Source organism: Fictibacillus fluitans, from assembly GCF_030418125.1.
GTDB classification, from domain to species: domain Bacteria; phylum Bacillota; class Bacilli; order Bacillales; family Fictibacillaceae; genus Fictibacillus_C; species Fictibacillus_C fluitans.
The window spans coordinates 129,632-151,715 of sequence record NZ_JAUHTR010000009.1; the positions used below are offsets into that span (position 1 = coordinate 129,632).

21 protein-coding genes are annotated in these 22,084 nt (G+C 45.8%); 18 read left to right on the forward strand and 3 right to left on the reverse strand.

The features are described from left to right. Nucleotides 1-122: 122 nt before the first annotated feature. A protein-coding gene (prfB, locus tag QYB97_RS16815; RefSeq protein ID WP_301167177.1) for a peptide chain release factor 2 occupies nt 123-1,224 on the forward strand; the annotation gives its coding sequence in 2 pieces (ribosomal slippage) (nt 123-194 and nt 196-1,224; 1,101 coding nt in all). A 118-nt stretch (nt 1,225-1,342) separates the two neighbouring features. Here the strand turns inward: prfB and QYB97_RS16820 are convergent. Continuing rightward, nucleotides 1,343-1,597 carry a hypothetical protein gene (locus QYB97_RS16820; RefSeq protein ID WP_301167178.1) on the reverse strand — a complete coding sequence of 85 codons (255 nt, stop codon included), beginning with the start codon at nt 1,595-1,597 and terminating at the stop codon, nt 1,343-1,345. A 232-nt stretch (nt 1,598-1,829) separates the two neighbouring features. Here QYB97_RS16820 and QYB97_RS16825 point away from each other — a divergent pair, with 232 nt between their 5' ends. The 6 genes from QYB97_RS16825 to QYB97_RS16850 all read left to right on the forward strand — a co-directional run bounded on the left by QYB97_RS16825 (nt 1,830) and on the right by QYB97_RS16850 (nt 8,994). Next, nucleotides 1,830-2,702, forward strand: a complete 873-nt coding sequence (locus QYB97_RS16825; RefSeq protein ID WP_301167179.1) for a YitT family protein — start codon at nt 1,830-1,832, stop codon at nt 2,700-2,702. A 472-nt stretch (nt 2,703-3,174) separates the two neighbouring features. Continuing rightward, a complete protein-coding gene (gene ftsE / locus QYB97_RS16830) occupies nt 3,175-3,861 on the forward strand; it encodes a cell division ATP-binding protein FtsE (RefSeq protein ID WP_301167180.1) in 687 nt (228 codons plus the stop codon). Further along, nucleotides 3,851-4,744 carry a permease-like cell division protein FtsX gene (ftsX, locus tag QYB97_RS16835; RefSeq protein ID WP_301167181.1) on the forward strand — a complete coding sequence of 298 codons (894 nt, stop codon included), beginning with the start codon at nt 3,851-3,853 and terminating at the stop codon, nt 4,742-4,744. The genes ftsE and ftsX overlap by 11 nt, the downstream gene beginning before the upstream one ends. Before the next feature lie 37 nt (nt 4,745-4,781). Beyond that, a complete protein-coding gene (locus QYB97_RS16840; protein WP_301167182.1) occupies nt 4,782-5,987 on the forward strand; it encodes a murein hydrolase activator EnvC family protein in 1,206 nt (401 codons plus the stop codon). A 153-nt stretch (nt 5,988-6,140) separates the two neighbouring features. Then, complete coding sequence (locus QYB97_RS16845) at nt 6,141-7,601, forward strand: S41 family peptidase (RefSeq protein WP_301167183.1); 1,461 nt, start codon at nt 6,141-6,143, stop codon at nt 7,599-7,601. A 196-nt stretch (nt 7,602-7,797) separates the two neighbouring features. After that, a complete protein-coding gene (locus tag QYB97_RS16850; protein WP_301167184.1) occupies nt 7,798-8,994 on the forward strand; it encodes a PDZ domain-containing protein in 1,197 nt (398 codons plus the stop codon). A gap of 48 nt (nt 8,995-9,042) precedes the next feature. Here QYB97_RS16850 and QYB97_RS16855 read toward each other — a convergent pair whose 3' ends face one another. Next, nucleotides 9,043-9,639, reverse strand: a complete 597-nt coding sequence (locus QYB97_RS16855; RefSeq protein ID WP_356948192.1) for a cupin domain-containing protein — start codon at nt 9,637-9,639, stop codon at nt 9,043-9,045. Nucleotides 9,640-9,901: 262 nt separating this feature from the next. Here QYB97_RS16855 and QYB97_RS16860 point away from each other — a divergent pair, with 262 nt between their 5' ends. The 10 genes from QYB97_RS16860 to QYB97_RS16905 all read left to right on the forward strand — a co-directional run bounded on the left by QYB97_RS16860 (nt 9,902) and on the right by QYB97_RS16905 (nt 19,935). Beyond that, complete coding sequence (locus tag QYB97_RS16860; RefSeq protein ID WP_301167185.1) at nt 9,902-10,819, forward strand: ubiquinol oxidase subunit II; 918 nt, start codon at nt 9,902-9,904, stop codon at nt 10,817-10,819. A 21-nt stretch (nt 10,820-10,840) separates the two neighbouring features. Further along, entirely contained in the window at nt 10,841-12,799 is a 1,959-nt protein-coding gene (locus QYB97_RS16865) for a cbb3-type cytochrome c oxidase subunit I (protein ID WP_301167186.1), read from the forward strand. Continuing rightward, the gene (cyoC, locus tag QYB97_RS16870) at nt 12,799-13,398 is read left to right on the forward strand and encodes a cytochrome o ubiquinol oxidase subunit III (protein WP_301167187.1); all 600 of its coding nucleotides are present in this window, start codon (nt 12,799-12,801) and stop codon (nt 13,396-13,398) included. Before QYB97_RS16865 ends, cyoC begins: the two co-directional genes overlap by 1 nt. Then, complete coding sequence (cyoD, locus tag QYB97_RS16875; RefSeq protein WP_301167188.1) at nt 13,399-13,704, forward strand: cytochrome o ubiquinol oxidase subunit IV; 306 nt, start codon at nt 13,399-13,401, stop codon at nt 13,702-13,704. A 375-nt stretch (nt 13,705-14,079) separates the two neighbouring features. Beyond that, complete coding sequence (gene ycaC, locus QYB97_RS16880; protein WP_301167189.1) at nt 14,080-14,721, forward strand: isochorismate family cysteine hydrolase YcaC; 642 nt, start codon at nt 14,080-14,082, stop codon at nt 14,719-14,721. Nucleotides 14,722-14,756: 35 nt separating this feature from the next. After that, nucleotides 14,757-15,614: an alpha/beta fold hydrolase gene (locus tag QYB97_RS16885; RefSeq protein WP_301167190.1), complete on the forward strand. Its 858-nt coding sequence runs from the start codon at nt 14,757-14,759 to the stop codon at nt 15,612-15,614. 249 nt (nt 15,615-15,863) lie between these two features. Then, complete coding sequence (locus tag QYB97_RS16890; RefSeq protein WP_301167191.1) at nt 15,864-17,168, forward strand: murein hydrolase activator EnvC family protein; 1,305 nt, start codon at nt 15,864-15,866, stop codon at nt 17,166-17,168. A gap of 74 nt (nt 17,169-17,242) precedes the next feature. Beyond that, nucleotides 17,243-18,283 carry a hypothetical protein gene (locus tag QYB97_RS16895; RefSeq protein ID WP_301167192.1) on the forward strand — a complete coding sequence of 347 codons (1,041 nt, stop codon included), beginning with the start codon at nt 17,243-17,245 and terminating at the stop codon, nt 18,281-18,283. An 89-nt stretch (nt 18,284-18,372) separates the two neighbouring features. Next, nucleotides 18,373-19,356: a methylated-DNA--[protein]-cysteine S-methyltransferase gene (locus tag QYB97_RS16900; RefSeq protein ID WP_301167193.1), complete on the forward strand. Its 984-nt coding sequence runs from the start codon at nt 18,373-18,375 to the stop codon at nt 19,354-19,356. A 21-nt stretch (nt 19,357-19,377) separates the two neighbouring features. Next, nucleotides 19,378-19,935 (forward strand): bifunctional transcriptional activator/DNA repair enzyme AdaA, encoded by a 558-nt coding sequence (locus tag QYB97_RS16905; protein WP_301167194.1) that lies wholly within the window; start codon nt 19,378-19,380, stop codon nt 19,933-19,935. A gap of 39 nt (nt 19,936-19,974) precedes the next feature. On the opposite strand, the gene QYB97_RS16910 is transcribed toward QYB97_RS16905, so the two are convergent. Continuing rightward, entirely contained in the window at nt 19,975-21,081 is a 1,107-nt protein-coding gene (locus tag QYB97_RS16910; RefSeq protein ID WP_301167195.1) for a citrate synthase/methylcitrate synthase, read from the reverse strand. A gap of 109 nt (nt 21,082-21,190) precedes the next feature. Here QYB97_RS16910 and QYB97_RS16915 point away from each other — a divergent pair, with 109 nt between their 5' ends. After that, entirely contained in the window at nt 21,191-22,069 is an 879-nt protein-coding gene (locus QYB97_RS16915; RefSeq protein ID WP_301167196.1) for a LysR family transcriptional regulator, read from the forward strand. Nucleotides 22,070-22,084 lie beyond the last annotated feature (15 nt).

The window sequence follows — 22,084 nt, forward strand, 5'->3', positions numbered from 1 at the left end:
GGGATGATATAATAAGAAAAGGTGCAAGGAGAGTCGGAGGTTTCAGACTCTCTTTGCTGTGTCTATTTACAGCAGCTAAGCATATACTCACGAGGATGAACCAAAAATACGAGGTGGCAGAGATGGAATTAGTAGAAATTAAGCAAGAACTCAATATTATGGCTAAGCGATTAGCGGACTTCAGGGGGTCTCTTTGACCTCGATGAAAAGAAAGAGAAAATAGCTAAGCTTGATGAAAAAATGAGTGCTCCGGAATTTTGGGATGACCAAAATGCGGCTCAAACCGTGATTGGTGAAGCGAACGGGTTGAAGGAACAGGTCAACCAGTTTGAAGATCTGAACGGCCGTTATGAAGATTTGGAAGTAGCGCATGAAATGCTGAAGGAAGAGTTTGACGCGGATATGCAGAAAGAACTGGAACGCGATCTGAAAGCATTATCCGATGCATTGAATACGTTTGAGCTTTCGCTTCTTTTAAATCAGCCTCATGACAAAAACAATGCGATTCTTGAGCTTCATCCGGGTGCCGGCGGAACAGAGTCGCAGGATTGGGCTTCCATGCTTCTTCGCATGTATACACGCTATGCAGAACGAAAAGGATTTAAAGTCGAAACGCTGGACTACCTTCCGGGAGATGAAGCCGGCGTAAAGAGTGTTACCCTTGGCATCAAAGGGCACAATGCTTATGGTTATTTGAAAGCGGAGAAAGGGGTTCACCGTTTGGTCCGGATCTCTCCGTTTGACTCATCCGGCCGCCGCCATACGTCGTTCGTTTCGTGTGATGTGGTGCCAGAAATCAATGATGATGCAGAAATTGAAGTGCGCACGGAAGATTTGAAAGTGGATACGTACCGTGCCAGCGGAGCGGGCGGACAGCACGTAAATACAACCGACTCTGCCGTCAGGATTACGCATATACCGACAAACACCATAGTGTCCTGCCAAACGGAACGTTCACAAATCAAGAACCGCGACCGCGCCATGAAGATGCTGAAGGCCAAGCTGCTGCAGCGCAAGATTGAAGAACAGCAGGCCGAATTGGCGGAAATCCGCGGGGAACAAAAAGAAATCGGCTGGGGAAGCCAGATCCGTTCTTATGTATTCCACCCGTACAGCCTGGTAAAAGATCATCGCACCAACACTGAGATGGGAAATGTTCAGGCGGTAATGGACGGAGATATCGAATCCTTCATTGACGCTTACCTTCGTTCTAAAATTAAATAAGTTATGTTTTAAGGGGCTGTACAGAAAGTCAGTAAAATTGACTTCTGGCAGCTCCTTTTTGTTTTTTTAAAGCAGCCCGGGGTTCTCCGGACTGCTTTAAGCATGGTGCATATGTAGTTTATTGAAGGGGCAGGGATGGGTCAGGCAAAGGAACACTGCGCTGCAGGACCTCAATTTCATGTTCAAGATAAGAAATGTAATGCTCCATTTGTTCAAACCGCTGCAGCACAGCTGAATGATAATAATCCAAATCCTGTTCAAACCGGTCAAAGTTGCGTTCCATGGTGTCCAGCTTTTTTTGATAGCCGTCAAGCCTGCTCAGTGCTTCCTCCATACGCTGCAAAATGAGAAGATACATCTTTTTCTCATCCATTTTTTTATACATCGTCCTTTCTGTCTCGGAGTTTTATTCAATTTTAACCGAATTTTGTCTGGAAAGGTTAAGAATGTTTCGACAAAACCAAAAATCGAAGTCATACTCTATCATTTATTCCTTTACCGCGTCATCGGAATCGCATTCACAGGGCAGACTAGTAGTGATATAATGAGTCGGATTTTATGATTTTAGTACTAGAGAACTTTTTGGAAAGTAGGTAAAAGAACGAATGATGACAGCTTTGCGAAGACGCAGAGGAGTTTTGCCGCCGAAAGCAGAACTCGCTTTGGAATATATTTTTGTGGTCATCGGGTCAGCCTTTGTTGCCCTTGCTTTTTCTGTATTTTTATTGCCCAACAAGATTGCCTCTGGCGGAGTAAGCGGGATCAGCACCATTTTGAAATGGGTAGCAGGATGGGATCCATCCTATGTGCAATGGGCATTGAACATTCCATTGTTTTTTGCCGGACTCATTTTTCTCGGAAAGCAATTTGGCGCGAAAACACTGATCGGTACAGTAGTGCTGCCATTGTTTGTATTTCTTTTTACCGGATTTGGGCCAGCAACAAATGATCCCTTGCTCGGTGCCTTATTTGGCGGACTGGGTGTCGGTGCCGGGCTTGGCATTGTCTTCAGAGGAAAGGCCTCAACAGGCGGTGTAGATTTGCTTGCCCAGATTGTTCATAAATACTGGGGTGTATCGCTTGGGACTTGCATCCTCTTTATCGATGGAACCATCGTGCTCACCTCTGCCCTCGTTTTTGGCCTGGAAAAAGCACTTTATGCGCTAATCGCCATGTTCTTGACCGCGAAAACGATCGATGTGGTACAGATGGGGCTTGGAGTGTCCAAGGTGGCTTTAATTATTTCAGACCAGGAAGAAGAGATGCGGCAGGGGATACTGACCGACCTTTACCGTGGTGTGACAAAGATCAATGCGTTTGGCGGCTATACCCAGGACGAGCGTCCGATGCTCATGTGTGTAGTGGCACAATACGAAGTTACAAAGTTAAAGCAATATGTAAAAGGAGTGGATCCTTCTGCATTTGTGATCTTGCTCAATGCAAACGAAGTGCTGGGAGAAGGGTTCAAACGGGCATAATTTTATACTAAGAAAAGAAGTGGATGAATTTTCATCCGCTTCTTTTTCTTAGGTGAAAAAAGTTGCGAAATATTGAGAAATTATGGATATCAACTGATTATTTTACTTCTACCGACAGGGCGGGGCACAAGCGGACGAAAGGGTATGTTTGTTGGATTACCAAATCGTCATGGAATAAAGCTTGATACAGGCAATGGCAGGGTAAAGCGCTTCGCCCGCAGTCATCAGGAAAAATGCGAAACCTGTCGTAATTTATTTTTTGACGTATTTGAAAGATAGGCAAATAGTCCCTTGTTTTGATTCGATAAGTTACCAACTTGAAATAAAATTGTAATAAAAATAGCAAAATCCGATGTTATAATAGGAATTACGGGAAAAAACACCGATTTTATATGAATTGGTTAGAATAGATTGTCGAATGAAATAAGTGGTTTGGAAATATAGATTTAATGAATTAAGGAAGTGATTTTCGTTGATAGAAATGAAGGATGTATGGAAAACATATCCCAATGGCGTTATGGCGTTAAACGGGATTGATATCTACATAGATAAAGGGGAATTTGTTTATGTAGTCGGGCCAAGCGGTGCCGGTAAGTCCACTTTTGTTAAGTGCATGTACCGGGAAGAAAAACCGACGAAGGGTTCCATTCTGATTCAGGGGACCGATCTTGCGAAATTAAGAGAACGGCATATTCCAAAAATGCGCAGAAAAATCGGCGTCATTTTTCAGGATTTCAAGCTGCTGCCTAAGCTGAACGTTTATGAGAACGTTGCTTTCGCGCTTGAAGTTATTGAAGAAACACCAAAGGTCATTCGCCAGCGGGTCATGGAAGTGCTTGATCTCGTAGGTTTGAAGAATAAGGCACGTTCGTTTCCGGATGAACTTTCAGGCGGAGAACAGCAGCGTGTATCCATTGCACGATCCATCGTAAACCATCCTCCGGTAATTATCGCTGATGAACCTACAGGAAACCTTGATCCTGAAACCGCATGGGAGATCATGGATATTTTTAAACAAATCAACGAACGTGGCACAACGGTAGTCATGGCCACCCATAATAAAGATATTGTGAACAGTTTCAAAAAGCGCGTAATTGCCATTGAAGGCGGCAGAATCGTGCGTGACGAACAGAAGGGGGAATACGGTTATGAAGTCTAGAACCCTAAAACGTCACTTTGCAGAAGCATTTAAAAGTCTCGGAAGAAATGGCTGGATGTCATTTGCCTCCGTTAGTGCGGTAACGGTTACTTTATTGCTTGTCGGCGTTTTTCTAGTGGTGTTATTGAACTTGAACCATCTTGCCAGCCAGATTGAGGGCGATGTGGAAATTCGGGCGTATATTGACCGCACGACCAAACAAACCGAATACAACGATTTGCAGCAGAAAATGGAGCAGATTCCAAATGTAAATGAAGTGAAATTCCAGTCCAAGGAAGACGGGCTTCAGGAATTAATCAAGAGTCTTGGAGATGAAGGAAAGGCTTTCTCATCCTTGAAAAATGAGAATCCACTGCCTGATGCCTTTATCATCAAAACCAAGAAGCCCCAGGACACTTCAACGGTCGCTTCTGAAATTGAAAAGTATGACCATATCAAGAAAGTGGATTACGGACAGGGAACCGTTGAGCGCTTGTTCAAAGTAACAGGCGTTGCCAGAAATGTAGGACTTGTCCTGATTGTTGGATTGATCTTTACAGCAATGTTCCTCATTTCCAACACAATTAAACTTACAATTCTTTCACGCCGCAAAGAGATTGAAATCATGAAGCTGGTCGGGGCGACAAACGGATTTATCCGCTGGCCGTACTTTATTGAAGGCTTTGTGCTTGGTCTGACGGGAGCGGTTATCCCGATTCTCGTGGTGGTGTTTGGATATGAGTTCCTGCATGGACAAGTGAACAACCAGCTTGATACCGTGTTCGTGAAACTATTGCCGGTGTATCCGATGGTGCTTCAGCTTTCTGTAATGCTGGCGGTGATCGGCGGATTGATTGGGATTTGGGGAAGCATGACTTCCGTACGCAAATTCCTAAAAGTATAAGCCATTAAACAGGGGTAGAAAAAGGGGAGGACTTTAGTTGAATAGAAAGTTCGCAGCATTAACACTATCATTGAGCCTCGCTCTTAGCGGTTTAACAGCCTACCAATCATCTACGACAGCCAGCGCAGAAACGCTAAAGAGCATAAAAGAGAAAAAAGAGGCAAACAAGAAGAAACAAGACGCAGCAAACGCAAAGCTTAAACTGAATGAAAAGAACCAGGAAGCAACGCGAAACGAAATTGCACGAATTGATCAATCAACTGCTGATACAGAAAACAAGATCAGCCAAAAAGAAACAGAGATTCATAATACAAAAGATCAAGTTGAGCAGTTGAAGAAGGAAATCGATGTTGTTCAGAAGCGGATTGACAAACGGGACAAGCTGTTAAAGGACCGGATCAATTCCATGTATCAAAGCGGCGGAGCTGTCCAGTACCTCGAAGTGGTGCTCGGATCCAAGAACTTCGGTGACTTCCTTGACCGGGTAGTGGCGCTGAACCTGATTGCCGATCAGGACCGCCAGCTTCTTGAAGAGCAGCAGAAGGATAAAGAACTGCTTGTTGAGAAGAAAAAGACCGTGGAAGACAAGCTTGCTGCTTTGGAAGATAAAATGAATGAACTGCAAGAGTTGAAGAAGCAATTGGATGTTCAAAAGAAAGAAAAAACAAGATTAATGGCATCCTTAAAGAAAAAGCATTCCAAGATCGAAGACGATGTTGAGAAATATGAGAATGCGGCTGAGCTGTTAAACAGCCAGGAGCAGGCGATTAAAGAAGAGAAGGCACGCGCCCAACAGGCAAATGAACAACAGAGCACCAGTGGCAGCGCAGGGAAAAGTGCTTCCAACACAGGCTCTGGAATGATTATGAAGCCAGCTGCCGGTGCCTTTACATCCGGAATTGGTTCACGCTGGAACAAATTCCATGCCGGCGTGGATATCGCCCAGGCAGGGAAAGTTCCGATTTACGCAGCGGCTGACGGAACCGTTATCCGTTCTGATTATTCTTCCTCTTATGGAAATGTAATCTTTGTTACGCATAACATTAATGGCCAGACCTGGACAACCGTATACGCTCACATGAGAGAGCGTGTCGTACAGGGCGGTTCTGTAAAACGTGGACAACTGATCGGCTATATGGGGAATACGGGCCATTCATTTGGTCAGCATCTGCATTTTGAGCTCCACAAAGGACCGTGGAATGCATCCAAATCCAATGCGGTTGACCCGCGTCCATATATGTAAACAGAAGAAAAATATGGACATAAAAATACAAGCTGTTCATAATATAAAGTAGGAGTCACACGGACATACATCAGGTCCATCTCTTACTTTGAAAGTGGCATCGCATCCGCAAGGTGTGATGCCTTTTTCTGCAAACAAACGAGGTGAGCGAAATTGAAAAGAAAAGTTGTTGCACTTCTTATGGTATTATCGCTTGTAATTGGAGCGGGGGGCATGTACGGCTGGATGAAATGGTCACAAAACGACCAGTCCATCGGCAATGCAGGAACGGTCAATGAGCTGAAAAGCACGAAAGCACCAGTCAATCAAGATGAGGAATTTGCTAAGCTTCAGAAAACCTATCAGCTGATTTCCTCAAGGTATTATCAAAAGGTGAGTTCAGACAAATTGTTGGAAGGCGCCATTGACGGAATGGTAAAAACCTTGAAGGATCCATACTCTGTCTATATGGATGAAGACACAGCGAGCCAGTTTACCCAATCACTGGATTCGTCCTTTGAAGGAATCGGAACAGAAGTGAGCATGGTCGATGGCAAAGTGACTGTCATTGCTCCGTTCAAGGATTCTCCTGCCGAGCGTTCAGGAGTTAAGCCGAATGACCAGATTGTCTCAGTGGACGGAAAAAGTCTGGAAGGCCTTGATTTGTACAAGGCAGTCCTGAAAATACGCGGAAAAAAAGGATCAACGGTAACCCTTGGCATCAAACGAAAAGGTGTGAATGACACCCTGAAAATTGATGTGAAACGGGATACGATTCCGATTGAAACGGTCTATTCGAATGTACAAAAAGTGGCTGGAAAGAAAATCGGTGTGCTGAATGTTACTTCCTTTTCGGAAGACACCGGGGCAGATTTCAAGAAAAAACTGAGTGAATTGGAAGGCAAGGATATTCAAGGCCTTGTCATCGATGTCCGGGGGAATCCGGGCGGGTATCTGGACGCTGTGGACAGCATGCTGAAGGATATTATTCCTGAGGGTAAACCTTTCGTTCAAATCCAGGACCGTAAAGGAAACAAGCAGCGCTATGTTTCCGAACTGAAAGAAAAGAAAGACTACCCAATCGTAGGGCTTGTGGACGGGGGAAGTGCATCTGCATCTGAAATTATGGCAGGAGCCTTAAAAGAAGCGGGAGGATACCCTCTTGTAGGTGAAAAAACCTTTGGCAAAGGCACTGTTCAGCAGACCATTGACCTTGGGGACGGCAGCAACGTCAAGCTGACCCTGGCCAAATGGCTGACACCGGATGGAAACTGGATCCATAAAAAGGGGATTAAACCGAACTATGCGGTCAAGCAGCCGGCTTACTTCTATTCCAGCCCGCTCAGCATTGAAAAACCGCTTGCTTATGATATGAACAGCGAACAAGTGAAAACCGCACAAAAAATGCTGAAAGGTCTGGGCTTCGATCCCGGCCGTGCAGATGGATATTTCGATGAGAAAACAGAAACTGCCGTTACGGCTTTCCAAAAAGCCAACAAACTGTCAGCTTCCGGAAAAATCGATCAAAAAACAGCAGGTGAAATCGAAAGCAAAATCATTACACAAATCCGCAACAAGAAAAACGACCTCCAGCTTCAGACAGCATTGGAAATTGCCGCAAACAAAAAGAAATAAGAGAGAAACCCGCAGGCTTATAGCCTGCGGGTTTTCTTATGAATGAATTTACAAAATCCACACATTTTTTTACACGCCTGCATCTTTTCAGGTTATACTTAAAATGATTAATCAGATAAACTTTTTAAGAATAACATTCCAGGCGGATGCCGGAATTCATAAAAATGAGAAGATGCTTTAAGGAGAGATTTGTTCAATGGAGATATACATCAAAGAGCTGCTTAATGGAGTAGCGGGTCTTTTTTTACATCCACTTTCATACGTATTTGTAATTGTGGCTTTTGTAATAGGCTTTAAGCGGGTGAAACGGGAACGAAAGGAATTTAAAGTAAAGGTTCATCCGGTAATAGATAACCTGATCCAATCCTTTTTCCCCGGTTTGCTGATCGGTATTCTGTTCTCGGCCGTCCTGCTTGGGGCAGGAGTGGCGCTCCCGATGGGAATGGTGGCATTGATCGGGCTAATGTATTTGCTGCTCGGATTAACGCTGAAGACCAGGTTCTTAAACCCTGCTTATGCGGTCGGACTGGCCGCCATTGTTGCGCTGTTTTTACCGGGATTTGAAACAGGTACCGGTTTTATTGACAAGTGGGTGAGGGACATTCAGAGTACGCCCCTTGATTCACTCGGCATCCTGATGGCACTGCTGGTCATCCAGGAAGGTATATTAATTGTCTGGAAAGGCTCCAGCCGGACGTCACCCCGGCTGCTGAAAGGAAAACGGGGACAGTATATCGGTGCCCATGAAGCCACACGGTTTTGGCTTGTGCCGCAATTTTTACTCATCCCGATGGGCGCCATTCCTCCGCAGGGAGACTGGCCGCTGTTCGGAATGCAGGCTGTAGGTTACTCCATCCTGCTTGTGCCGTTTGCTGTAGGCTTTCGCCAGCTGAATGCCCATTCGCTGCCGCAGGAGGCCATTAAAGCTACAGGTAAGCAGGTGTTAGCGCTCGGTGCATTGATTGTAATTATTACGCTTGTCGGTGTATTCACCGGTCTTCCGCTGCTGGCTGTCATCGCCCTCATCGGGGGCATGCTTGGCCGGGAACTGATTACGGTCATCAACAGCCAGAAGGACGATCACGGAAAACCTTTCTTTACACGCCGCAACAAAGGCCTTGTTGTTCTCGGCGTAGTGCCGGGGACTCCTGCTGCAAAGATGGGGATTCAGGTTGGCGAAGTGGTTATGAAGGTAAATGGTGTTTCGCTGAGCAATGAAAGTGAGTTTTACCAGGCACTCCAGATCAATGCCGCCTTCTGTAAACTTGAAATCCTTGATCACCAGGGAGAAATCCGGTTTGCCCAGTCTTCACTCTATGAAAACGAACACCATGAACTAGGATTGTTGTTTGTTCACGAAGTAGCCGAGAGAAAAAGTGTGGAAGTTTCATAAATTAACAAAGCGAAAGGCATACCTGTAAGCGGGTATGCCTTTTTTATATTAACCGTATGGCGGCTGATAATACGGCTGTTGATAATACCGCTTGGCGTTTTGTGGTTCCGGACGGGTGCCGCAATCTTTTGGAGGGCCGATGAACATCGTGGGCTGGACAGGGTTTACCGTCTGCTGCCACTTATTTTCGTTCATGCAATAGGTGTGGGCCATAATGTTGGCAGGAGTAAACTTCAGCAGATCAGACCCCAAAATAACATCAGGTGTCGGCGAGTTGAATATGGCCAGCAAATGGGTCTGATCCGTCGTGGCCACTTCATAATGCCACCAGCCTTGAGGAACATTGGCAACCTGCCCGGGACCAATGGAAAAGTTCATATATTGTTTCGTAAACGGGTTGAAAATGGAAACAACAGCAGCGCCTGCAATGCAGTACACCAGTTCAGCCGCATTTTGATGGTAATGCGGTTCCACCACATTACTGCTGCTTAAAAAGATATCCAGCAGAGATACGTTGTCCAGTGTGTTCAGTTCGTTAATTCCCAATACATTGATGTAATTTTGCCGGTCTTTTGTTACAACGTTCTTGTTAATGGTCGCGGTGAACTGTACGGAAGGGGACGCGTAATTCAAGTTTTGAGCCATGTTCCACTCCTTCTTTCCCTCATGACATCATTACATTAGGCTATGCGAATGCCCATATAACGTGAATCATCCTTGTCTTACTTAACCTGCCTGCATGAAGGGCAGGTTTTTTCGTTTGTCCACTTTGTGACAATCTGCACACCCCAAATAAAAACAGCCTGGATCAGTGACATTTATCACATATGAGATTAGCCCTGCCGTTATAGCATGAGGTAGTACTTATTACACATAAAAGAAGACGTGATTGGAAGGAGAGGTTTATATGATCAAGCCATTGTTAACTGTCCGCCTTTGGAAGGTTGCCATATTAGCAGCGGGTCTGCTGTTGCTTTTGTCTGGCTGTGACCGGCGTTATCTGATTTTCAATCCATCCGGTCCAGTAGCGGAAAAGGAACTTCATTTAATTATTTTATCCGCCGTGCTGTGTGCTGTTGTAGTCATCCCTGTGTTGGGGCTGCTGATCTACATTGTTTACAGGTACCGTGATAAACCGGGCAATAAGGCTCCCTATACTCCGGATTGGAACGACAGCAAAATTTTAGAGATTGTCTGGTGGGGCGTTCCGATTATTATTATCGGAATCCTGGGGGTGTACACGGCAAAAACCACCTATTCCCTTGTAAAACCGCCGGTGGAGGATGTTAAGCCAATCACCATTCAGGTAACTTCCCTTGATTGGAAGTGGCTGTTTCAATACCCTGGCCAAAAAATTGCCACCGTCAATTATGCCGAAATCCCGGCGGGTGTTCCGGTTCAGTTTCATTTAACATCCGACCAGATGATGAACTCGTTCTGGGTTCCTGAGCTTGGCGGCCAGGAATACACCATGCCTGGCATGGCGATGAGGCTGTGGCTGCAGGCGGATCAGCCGGGAACCTATTATGGATCTGGTGCCAACTTTACCGGAAAAGGATTCGCACATATGAAATTTAAGGTGGTAGCCAAACCGCAGGCTGAATTTAATCAATGGGCAAAGCAGGTGAAAAAGACCGCTCCTGCACTGACGGAAGCCAAATATGAGAAGCTTGCTGAAAAAGGCCTGGCGGGAAAGCAAACCTATTCTTCCTATCCTGAAAAATTATTCACCGAGACAATCGACCGCAACGGAGGTAAATACATGAAGCCTGAAATGAAACACGGCGGGCACGACATGTCGATGATGGACCACGATAACGAATAGAAACGAAAGGGGGAAAAACAAGTGGGAGAAAAAGCGAAAGGATTCTTTGTAACGGGGGATCCTCTAATCTATGGCGCAGATGTGTCCATCATCATCACGCTGCTTGGCATTCTTGTTTTTCTGACGTATTTCAAAAAATGGGGCTGGCTGTGGCGCGAATGGCTCACAACCGTCGACCATAAAAAAATCGGAATTATGTACCTGGTGTCATCCCTGCTGATGCTGTTCAGGGGCGGAGTGGATGCCCTTCTGATGAGAATGCAGCTCGCGATGCCGAACACTCATTTTCTGCAGTCGCAGCACTACAATGAAATTTTCACCACACATGGAACAATCATGATTCTTTTCATGGCGATGCCGTTCATGTTTGCGCTTTTCAATATTGTTATACCGCTTCAGATCGGAGCCAGGGATGTGGCGTATCCGTTTCTGAATGCGATGAGCTTCTGGCTGTTCTTCTTTGGCGCATTGCTCTTTAACTTGTCCTTTGTGATCGGCGGGTCTCCGGACGCAGGCTGGCTCAGCTATCCTCCGCTTTCCGAATTGGCCGGCAGCCCCGGTCCAGGACAGAACTTTTATATCTGGGGTATACAAATTTCGGGGATCGGCAGCCTTGCGACGGGAATCAACTTTCTTGTTACGATTTTAAAAATGCGCGCACCGGGCATGAAATTAATGCAGATGCCGCTGTTCACCTGGTCGGTTCTGTCCAGCTGCATTACCATTATTTTTGCGTTCCCGGTATTGACGGTTACGCTCGCCTTATTGTTTGTTGACCGTTTTTTCGGCGCTCATATCTTTACGGCAACCGGCGGCGGAAATCCGATGATGTATGTCAATCTGATTTGGATGTGGGGACATCCTGAAGTGTATATCGTGGTCCTCCCGGCGTTTGGCATCTATTCCGAGATTGTCAGCACGTTTTCCAAAAAGAAAATCTTTGGCTACAAATCGATGGTCTTTTCCATGATGATCATCTCTGTACTCGGCTACTTCACCTGGGTCCACCACTTTTTCACCATGGGAGCCGGAGCCGATGTGAATACGTTCTTTGCGATCACAACCATGGCGATCGGTATTCCGACAGGAGTCAAAATATTCAACTGGCTGTTCACCATGTTCCGGGGAAGGATTTCGATGACACAGCCCATGCTCTGGACGCTCGCATTTATTCCATGCTTTCTCGTTGGCGGCGCAACCGGCGTCATGCTCGCGGCCGCGCCTGCAGATTACCAATACCATAACAGCTACTTCCTGATTGCCCACTTTCACCAGACGCTGATCGGCGGCGTGGTCTTCGGCTATTTGGCCGGACTCTATTACTGGTGGCCGAAAATGTTCGGCTTCAAGCTGAACGACCGCATTGGTAAATGGGCATTCTGGACGTGGAATATCGGATTCTATGTATGTTTCATGCCGCAATATGCGCTCGGGTTCATGGGCATGACACGCCGGGTGTATACGTACGGCTGGGACATGGGCTGGGCGCCGTATAACATGGTGTCAACGGCTGGTGCGTTTCTCATGGGAATCGGGTTTGTTTTTCAGGTCTGGCAGATTCTCTACAGCATCAAGCATGGTGAGCGGGATTTGACCGGCGATCCATGGAATGGCCGGACGTTGGAATGGTCGATCCCGTCGCCTGCGCCGCACTATAATTTTGCCCATCTTCCTGAAGTGAAAAGTGATGATGCCTGGTGGGACATGAAAAACCACAGGTATGGAGCTGCGGTTCCGAACAAAATGAAAGAATATGCACCGATTCATATGCCGAAAAACTCAGGGATTCCGTTTTTGATGTCAGCGTGCTGGTTTGTGGCAGGATTCGGGCTTACCTTCGAGTGGATCGGCGTGGGAATTGCCGGCCTTGCCGGAGTGGGCATATGCCTGCTGGCCCGTTCCTTCCAGCGAAACACGGACTACTACATTCCCGTGGATGAAATTAAAGCGACAGAGTCTTCTTTAGGGAGGGTCGTGTGATGGCACAACCAGCAATCTCGATGGATGCTCATCAGGAGCATCACCACGATACATTTAAACTGCTTGGATTTTGGATCTTTCTTGTGACCGACTGTATTATTTTTGCCTGTTTGTTTGCCGTATACGCTGTGCTTAGGACACATACGGACGGCGATTTGACCGGACGGGAACTGTTCGAGGTCAAAGGCTTTACTGCAGAAACGCTGATCCTCCTCGCCAGCAGTTTTACGAGCGGGCTGGCTTCACTCGCCATGCAAAAGGGAAGCAAAAAGCATCTCCTGGGCTGGCTCACGGTTACCGTTTTGCTAGGATTGTCGTTCGTGGGACTGGAGATCACAGAGTTTGCCAAGATGGCATCGGAAGGGGCGGCAATTTCAACAAATGCGTTTCTTTCTTCCTTTTTCACACTAGTCGGCACGCACGGTCTTCACGTTTCATTTGGATTGATCTGGATGACCGGTGTAATGGTGCAGATCGGACGATACGGTATTGACGCGCACACAAAAGAGAAGGTCACCATCGTCGGGCTGTACTGGCACTTTCTCGATGTAGTCTGGATTTTCATCTTTACCGTCGTTTACTTGCTGGGGGTGATGTAAATGCACAGTCATGAAAACCACGGATCAGCCAAAACTTACATTCTTGGTTTCTTGTTTTCACTGATTCTAACAGCCTTGCCGCTGTGGCTCGTAATTCAGCATGTAATGAACAAAGCGCTGCTAACCGTTGCTATATTGTTGATCGCTGTGCTGCAGCTTATCATTCAATTCTTCTTTTTTATGCACATAGGGGAGGGCGAAAAGCCAAGGTATCACGTCATGGCGCTCATTCTCGGCGCGGTGATGGTGTTCACCATTGTGGCTGGCTCCATCTGGATCATGACCTTCAATTCACAAGTTCACTAGGTGATCTGATGAATGGAGAGGCAACGTAATAGGAGAATTATAGATAACCATCTTCTAGAGAGGGAATGTAACTCATTTCCCTCTTTTTCTTTCCGTTAGAAGAAATAAATAAAAAGGGCTAGAGAAGAATACTCCTTTAGTCAGATTACAACTAATGTAAAATAAGTTAAATTATTTCTAAGATTTAAAAAAATGTATATAACAGCCAGAAGAGTTTGTTAAGATAAAGTAGTTTCAAAGAAGGAGGTGACTAATCCTTTTCTAGTCAAACAGAATAACCGCATTAAAACTCACCTCAGAAAAATAGCTTTCTTTTCATAAACGTATTTAGAAATCCAAAAATTATTTAAATTCTAATTTTAGGAGGGTTATAAAATGTCTGATCTTTATACTCGTATTTCCAAGGATGATGCTGCAGTGCTTCTGGTGGATCATCAAACGGGGCTTATTTCCGGGCTTGTGCGTGATTATGGTGTGGATGAGTTTAAGAATAATGTATTGGCTCTTGCTGATACTGCCAAGTTCTTTGATTTACCGGTTATTCTAACAACCAGTTTTGAAAATGGACCTAATGGCCCGCTAATGCAAGAATTGGTTGACCTTTTTCCTGATGCGCCCAGAGTAGCCCGTCCCGGACAGATCAATGCATGGGATAATGAAGACTTTGTCAAAGCGATTGAAGCGACTGGAAAAAAACAACTGATCATCGCTGGTGTAGTTACTGATGTTTGTGTTGCTTTTCCGGCGCTTTCTGCAATAAATGCCGGCTTTGAAGTATTTGCTGTTACCGATGCTTCCGGAACATTTAATAAACAAGTAGCAGAGGCATCACTAACACGTATGGCCCATGGCGGTGTACAGCTTATGAACTGGTTTAGCGTCGCATGCGAACTTCAGCGCGATTGGCGCAACGATGTGGAAGGTTTTGCTGCTTTAATTTCCAGTCATCTTCCTGGTTATCAAAACTTAATGGGAAGTTATAGAGGAGCTCAGAACGACAGTAAGCAGACTGTCTAAAGCGGACTTTTCATGAATAAATTGGAGGTGGAGGAATGGCGAAAATTACGGTAGGAACAGAAAATGAAGCACCGATTGAACTATATTATGAGGATTATGGTACCGGAAAACCGGTTGTATTGATTCACGGCTGGCCGTTAAGCGGACGATCCTGGGAATACCAAATCCCTGTTCTCGTTGAGGCTGGGTACAGAGTGATAACGTATGACCGCCGGGGATTCGGAAAATCCTCTCAGCCATGGACCGGTTACGATTATGACACATTTGCCAATGATCTACATATGCTGCTGGAACACTTAGATCTCCAAAATGTGACACTGGTCGGGTTTTCAATGGGCGGCGGAGAAGTAGCCCGCTATATTGGAAACCATGGAACAAACAGATTGGAAAAAGCCGTGTTCGCAGGAGCTGTACCGCCATTTCTTTATAAATCTGAAGATCATCCCGAGGGAGTATTGGATGATGCCGCCATTCAGGAATTTGAAAATGGAGTGAAAAATGACCGCCTGGCTTTCCTTGATGAATTTACGAAAAACTTTTTTGCTGCTGGACATCAAACCGGCTTAGTCAGTGAAGCATTTCGCCTTTACAATATGAATATCGCTGCTGGAGCATCTCCTAAAGGAACACTGGAATGTATAGGGGCTTTTAGTAAAACGGATTTCAGAGAGGATTTAGCCAAGGTTAATATACCTGTCCTTGTGATTCATGGTGATTCGGATGCCATTGTGCCATTTGAATATAGCGGGAAGCGGACCCATGAAGCCATTCCAGATTCCAGGGTTGCTTTAATAGAGGGCGCCCCGCACGGTTTCAATGCAACACATGCGAAGGAATTTAATGAAGTACTGCTAGTATTCTTAAAAGATAGAGTACAAAGTAATATTGTATAAGGGGAATATCAGGCCCCGACATATATTTATTAAGAGATTGAAAGAAGTCGCCAACAGGTGACTTCTTTTTTCCGTTAATCCTGTAAATAACTCCCGAAAATTAACATTTTATGTCCTATAACCGCATTCTTTGTAACAATTTGAAATACAGATGTAATATAACTGTCCAAAAAGTTCAGTTTGTTAATGATATAATTACGGATGGGAATTACAGAGGGTTGTCGGAGTAAGGTTAAGGAGGAAAAGTAATTGAAACAAAGATTTTTAAAGGCTTTTTTATCACTTAGCATTGGGTTCGGGGTTTTTTCATACACTTCTGCCAATGCACAAAGCTTGAGTGATATACATAAGAAACAAGCCGAAAATGAAGCAAAGAAGCAGAAAAAGAATTCGGAAATTAAAGAAGTTCAAGGACAGCAGGACCAGGTACTTAAAGAGCTGGAAAAGATCGAGTCCAATCTGGAGCAAACAAAGAAAGACATCCAGACAAAGAAAACAGAAATTGATGATACGAAAAAAGAGATAGATAGTTTGAAAGATCAGATTGCCAAGATTCAAAAGCGGATTGTAGAGCGGGATGCGCTTTTGAAAGAGCGTGTACGCTCCATGTACGAAAGCGGTGGCGCTGTTAAATATCTGGAAGTCGTTTTGGGTTCACAAAACTTTGGCGATTTTCTCGACCGCTTGATCTCACTAAACCTGATCGCTGAATCGGATAAAGCTCTTCTTGAAGAGCAGAGGCGGGATAAAGCTCAAGTAGAAGAAAAGAAACAGAATGTGGAACAAAAGCTGGATTCTTTGAACTCGAAGCTTCAGGAACTTAATGGACTAAATGACAAACTGAAAGCCCAAAAAGAGGCGAAAAACAGATTGTCTGCATCCTTAAAGAAAAAAGAGACACATCTTCATGAAGATGTGACAAGCATTGAAGAGAAAAACGAAATTCTTTCTGCTCAGGAAAAAGCGATTAAAGAAGAAATCGCAAGAGCCAAGCGTGAAGCGGAACAGCGCAAGCGGGAAGAAGCAGCACGTAAAGCAGCAGCAGAAAAGGCTGCTCAGCAACAGGCAGCAGAAAAACGTGCGGCTGAAAAGGAAAACCGTCAGGCACCGGCACCTGCGCCTACTCCGAAACAAAGCACGCCAAGTGTATCGGCTAACTTTATCTGGCCAACCAAAGGCTATGTATCCTCTCCGTATGGAACACGCTTTGGCGGAAGTGACTTCCACCCGGGTATAGATGTTGCAGCAGGAGGAGCATCGAATCCGATTGTAGCAGCAGCAGATGGAACGGTAGCCCGGTCGTACCTGTCGTCTTCCTACGGAAATTGTGTATTTGTTTCCTCCTACATTGACGGACAGCTGTACACTACCGTTTATGCACATATGAGCGAGCGTATGGTCAGTACGGGACAAAGCATAAAACAGGGACAACGACTCGGAACAATGGGCAATACAGGTCATTCCACAGGTCAGCATTTACATTTCGAACTTCATAAAGGACAATGGAATTACGCGAAATCCAATGCGGTTAATCCCATTCCATATTTGCATTAATCCACAACATGAGGGAAGCAGGAGACAGACAACTCCAGCTTCCCTTTTTTAATCCAATAAAAGAGGTGAGAAGGATGAAGATTGGTGAAGCAAAGAAAAATGGCGCAGACTGGGCCAGGAATTTTGCGGAGTCAAATGAATGGGTGCTTGGCGCCTATTTTAGCGGTTCCACCATTGAAAAGAGTGATGACGAAGAACTGCCGGTGGGTTCGGATGTAGACATTGTTTTGGTGATTTCACTTCAGGATCCGCCTATGAAACTCGGAAAGTTCGTTTATAGAGGGACACTGCTGGAAGTAACATATCTTTCTCAGGGAGAGCTTTCTTCGCCTGAAAAGGTCCTCTCTTCCTATCATCTGGCGGGGAGCTTCCGGGTTGATACCATCATCTATGACCCTGATAGTGTCCTGAAACACTTGCATCAAGTTGTTTCTGCGCAGTTTGCTCAAAAAAGGTGGGTGCTTAAACGATGCGGGGACGCGGGAAAACGAGTCGGAAATGGCTTGGCTTCCATCCGTTCCGAAGCGCCGCTTCATGAACAGGTGATGGGATTTCTTTTTCCTTCAGGGGTAACGACCCACATTCTTTTGGTAGCTGCTCTGCGCAACCCGACCATCCGGCTTCGTTTTGCCAAAGCGAAAGAGGTACTCGAACATTATGGTTTTCATGGAATTTATGAGGAACTGCTCAATCTGTCAGGATACAGCCATTTCACACCAGAGCGAGTGGAATATCATTTGACCCAGCTGGAAAAAACGTTTGATGCCACGGTTAACGTCTCCAAGACGCCCATCTTTTTCAGTACGGATATTTCCGTGGACAGCAGGCCGATCGTTATCGAAGGGAGCAGGCACCTGATCAGTAGAGGATTACACAGGGAAGCCGTATTCTGGATTGCGGCAACCTTCACCCGCTGCCATACCATTTTGGCAGCTGATGCCAGCCCTGATCTGCACGCTTCACTTCTTCCTGCCTTTCACGAGTTACTGGACGAGCTTGAACTATCATCGAACTCCGCAATTACACAGAAATCTCAACAAGTTCTCGATTTTTTGCCTGTTGTCTGGGATACAGCAGAAGCCATCATCCATGCTAATCCGGAGATCATCGATTAACACGGACCATAAGAGCAAGAATGAGGACGCTTTTTGGGGTAAGAGACTGTTAGAATAAGAACAGAATAAAGGAAGAGGTGGATGGCTGAATGAACACGAAAGTCCAGGAGCGGTATGAGTTTATTGAACCCCGTGATTCAAAGCATGAAGTCTTGTATGAAAGGCTGCTGAAAAAGGAGGAAGCGGGGTATTATACCGGTGTCACAACGACAGGGATTGCCTGCCGTTTCGGGTGCAGTGCCGGCCCCCCGCAAAAGGAAAATACGGTCTTTTCCAGGAGGCTTTTTGATCTTATCGCTTTTGGCTTTCGGGAATGCAAGGTTTGCCATCCTCTTACCTGCGGAACGGATCGTGATGAGGTTGAAACGTTCACCGGGCTGATCGAAAAAGCGGACCACCCGGAAAAATATTTAAAGCAGGTTTCTCCCGGAGATTCTGCGTATCTCGCAGCAAGAAGGTGGTTTGAACAGCAGCATGACGGTGACCTGCAGAAGTACATGTATGTGAAGCGCGTGAACCATCTGCTAAAAAGTGAAAACAACCAGGATCTTGATCATACACGTACTATTACGTATCAAAGGTACTGGACGCCGGTCGGAGTGCTTATCGCCTGTTTTTATGAAGGGGAATGCTGTCTGCTGGAGTTTATGGACCGCCGTGCGCTTGAAACCGAGCTTCTTTATCTAAAGAAGAAATTCAAAGCCAATCTCAAAAAACGGGCCACCGCATTAAGCAGGCAGCTGGGAGAAGAGCTGGGGGAATACTTTACAGGCGGCCTCCAACGGTTTACTGTACCTGTCGCGAGGATTGGAACCGATTTTCAGCTCAAAGCCTGGGATGCTTTGAAGGAGATTCCTTATGGCACTACCAGAAGCTATAAAGGGCAGGCAGATCATCTCGGACGTCCCACAGCCGTACGTGCGGTTGCGAATGCGAACGGAAAGAACCGTGTCTGTATCCTTATTCCTTGCCACCGGGTGATCGGGGATAATGGGGACCTGAGGGGATATGCCGGGGGATTGGACAGGAAACAGTTTCTTCTTGAACTCGAAAAAAGCAAAGCTTTACAATAAGAGGAAAAGGGGGCGAAAGGGATGGCCAGTCTGTCATTTAATGAAATGTGGGAAAAAATTATGGCGTGTGACAGCTCTTATGATGGGTTATTTTATACAGCTGTGAAAACGACAAAAATTTATTGCCGCCCTTCTTGCCGCTCAAGGAAACCGAAAAAGGTTAACGTCGAATTCTATGAGACAAGGGTTGAAGCAATGGAAGCGGGGTTTCGTGCATGCAAAAGATGCCAGCCGGATGCCGGGCTCTCTCCTCAGACTGAGCTTATCACCAGGGTGAAAGGCTTTCTTGTCGACCACTTTAAAGAACCCCTCACATTACAGGACATTGCCCAGCATGCCGGTGTCAGCCCGTTTTACCTGGAGCGCCAATTTAAGGAGTTGACAGGTGAAACGCCCCGGACTTATTTGGAAAAGGTCAGGCTTGATAAAGCGGTTCACCTGCTTGCGAACACCAGCATGACCAACCTTGAAGTCTGCTATGAGGCAGGCTTTCAGAGCACGTCAAACTTCTATAAAGTCTTCCGAACCAACCTGAACTGCTCGCCAAGTGAATTCAGGAGTATAAAAGAGGGGATATAAAAAACACTTTCCATCGCAGCGAAAGTGTTTTTTTGTTTTTTAAATTTTTCCTGCGACACTGTGATCTGGCCCTATATATACAGACTCGGGTCGGAAGATGGTGTTGTCTTCGGACTGCTCAAGCACATGTGCGGTCCATCCGACCATCCGGCTGGCAGTAAACGTGGGGGTGAACAGTTCAGGTTCCATTTGGATGGCTTTCATGATGGCGGCGGCATAAAACTCCACATTGGTGTATAAAGCCCGGCCCGGCTTGTATTCCTTCAGCAGTTCAACTGCTATGCGCTCGGTTTCCAAAGCCAGGTCAAGCCATGGATCTTCACCCGCGGTTTGCAGCAATCGTTCTTTTAGGGCAATGGCCCGCGGATCAAGTGTTTTATACACGCGATGGCCAAATCCCATCAGTTTTTCTCCTTTTGATAATTTTCCTCTGAGCACCTTCTCGATATGGGTTGCCTCTGAAATCTCATGAAGAAGATCGATGACGCCCGATGGTGCTCCGCCATGAAGCGGCCCTTTCATTGTTCCAATGGCGGATGTGGCTGCAGACACCAGGTCCGATTCGGTGGAAGCCGTCACCCGTGCAGAGAATGTGGAAGCGTTCATTCCGTGTTCGAGTGTCAGAATCATATACGCTTCGAGCGCATTGGCATGGGCTTTTGAAGGAACAGAACCATAGAGCATGCAGAGGTAATTTTCAACATGGTTCAAGGCGGGATCAGGAGATACCGGAGCTTTCCCTTCTAATGTTCGTTTGCGGTAAGCAATGATTGAAGGCACCTGGGCGGTCAATCGAATGGCCTGTCCGATCGTCGGCTTCCAGCTGTAATCCATGGTGCCTTCAGAAGAGACAGCTGTCCGGATGACGCTCATCATGTCCATGTTTTTCCGAAGGCCGTCAATGAGTTGCTTCATTTCTGAAGAAAGCATGCGATGTTGGCTCAGCTCATTTTTTATGGTGGTCAATTCGTAATCATCCGGCCATTTTCCGTACCATAAAAAATACGCGGCCTTTTCAAAGGAAGCCTTTTTCATCACTTCGCATATATCGAGACCTCTGTATAAGAGAATTCCATTCTTTCCATCTACAGAACTGATGGAAGTCTCCACAGCAACTACCCCTTTTAATCCTTTGGCTGTATTCATTTTTCCTCTCCTCCTGTTCATCTTTGCTTCTATTGTATGATGGATATATAATTAGGAAAATTAAACATTTTTAAACAAATTGATTAAGATCATTAATAAGGAGAAATCCATGGAGTTTAACTGGCTTTATACGTTCATAACCGCGGCGGAAACAAGGAATTTTAGAAAAACGGCCGAGCTGCTTTACATATCTCAGCCGTCAGTCACTGTCCACATTAAACAGCTTGAAAAAGAGATCGGGGCGTTACTCTTTCACCGGGAGGGAAAGAAAGTTAAACTGACGGAAGAGGGAAAACGATATCTTGATCATGCAAAAAAATTGATTGCTCATTACGAAAACGGATTGGAAGATATGGCTTCCTTCAGCCAGGGCTACAGCAGCAAGCTGATTTTGGCCATTTCACCGCTTATTGCCGATACGATTTTGCCATTTGTGCTAAAACGTTACTTAAATCAACACCCGGAAACCGAAATTGAGGTTAAAATTATAGAGTCTGAGCAAATTGAACAAGCCGTTCTGAATGAAGAGGTAGATATCGGCCTGTCATGCCTGCCCACTGCCAATCCCGATCTGATCTGTGATCTTCTCTATAAAGACAGGGTAATGTTTGTTTGCGCCCATGATGGAAGGGACCTGGAATCTGCACCTTCGCTGGATGAAAAAGAAGTGCTGGAATCTAACTATCTGCTGACACATAATCATCCAGGGTATTGGGGAGCGTTAACTAAAAGCATCAAAACCCGGTATCCGGGCGTGCGAATGATGAGAGTATCACAGGTGCATATTACAAAAAGATTTATCGTGGAAGGGCTTGGTGTTTCTTTTTTGCCTGCATCGACCGTCAGGAGGGAATTGCTGGAGGGACGGATGCTGGAGGTGGACTGCCCCTCTATCCCGCTTCCCGAAGCCAACACCTATGCGCTCAGTAAGTACGACCACCGAAAGCAAAGGGAATTCCTTTCCTTTGTAGCCGGCCACAGAATATAAAAGGAGAGATAACCC

Coding starts and splice junctions, on each gene's coding strand:
- QYB97_RS16820 (WP_301167178.1), bottom strand. CDS start 1,597: ATGGATGAGAAAAAGATGTATCTTCTCATTTTGCAGCGTATGGAGGAA.
- QYB97_RS16825 (WP_301167179.1), top strand. CDS start 1,830: ATGATGACAGCTTTGCGAAGACGCAGAGGAGTTTTGCCGCCGAAAGCA.
- ftsX (WP_301167181.1), top strand. CDS start 3,851: ATGAAGTCTAGAACCCTAAAACGTCACTTTGCAGAAGCATTTAAAAGT.
- QYB97_RS16850 (WP_301167184.1), top strand. CDS start 7,798: ATGGAGATATACATCAAAGAGCTGCTTAATGGAGTAGCGGGTCTTTTT.
- QYB97_RS16855 (WP_356948192.1), bottom strand. CDS start 9,639: ATGGCTCAAAACTTGAATTACGCGTCCCCTTCCGTACAGTTCACCGCG.
- QYB97_RS16860 (WP_301167185.1), top strand. CDS start 9,902: ATGATCAAGCCATTGTTAACTGTCCGCCTTTGGAAGGTTGCCATATTA.
- cyoC (WP_301167187.1), top strand. CDS start 12,799: ATGGCACAACCAGCAATCTCGATGGATGCTCATCAGGAGCATCACCAC.
- cyoD (WP_301167188.1), top strand. CDS start 13,399: ATGCACAGTCATGAAAACCACGGATCAGCCAAAACTTACATTCTTGGT.
- ycaC (WP_301167189.1), top strand. CDS start 14,080: ATGTCTGATCTTTATACTCGTATTTCCAAGGATGATGCTGCAGTGCTT.
- QYB97_RS16885 (WP_301167190.1), top strand. CDS start 14,757: ATGGCGAAAATTACGGTAGGAACAGAAAATGAAGCACCGATTGAACTA.
- QYB97_RS16895 (WP_301167192.1), top strand. CDS start 17,243: ATGAAGATTGGTGAAGCAAAGAAAAATGGCGCAGACTGGGCCAGGAAT.
- QYB97_RS16900 (WP_301167193.1), top strand. CDS start 18,373: ATGAACACGAAAGTCCAGGAGCGGTATGAGTTTATTGAACCCCGTGAT.
- QYB97_RS16905 (WP_301167194.1), top strand. CDS start 19,378: ATGGCCAGTCTGTCATTTAATGAAATGTGGGAAAAAATTATGGCGTGT.
- QYB97_RS16910 (WP_301167195.1), bottom strand. CDS start 21,081: ATGAATACAGCCAAAGGATTAAAAGGGGTAGTTGCTGTGGAGACTTCC.
- QYB97_RS16915 (WP_301167196.1), top strand. CDS start 21,191: ATGGAGTTTAACTGGCTTTATACGTTCATAACCGCGGCGGAAACAAGG.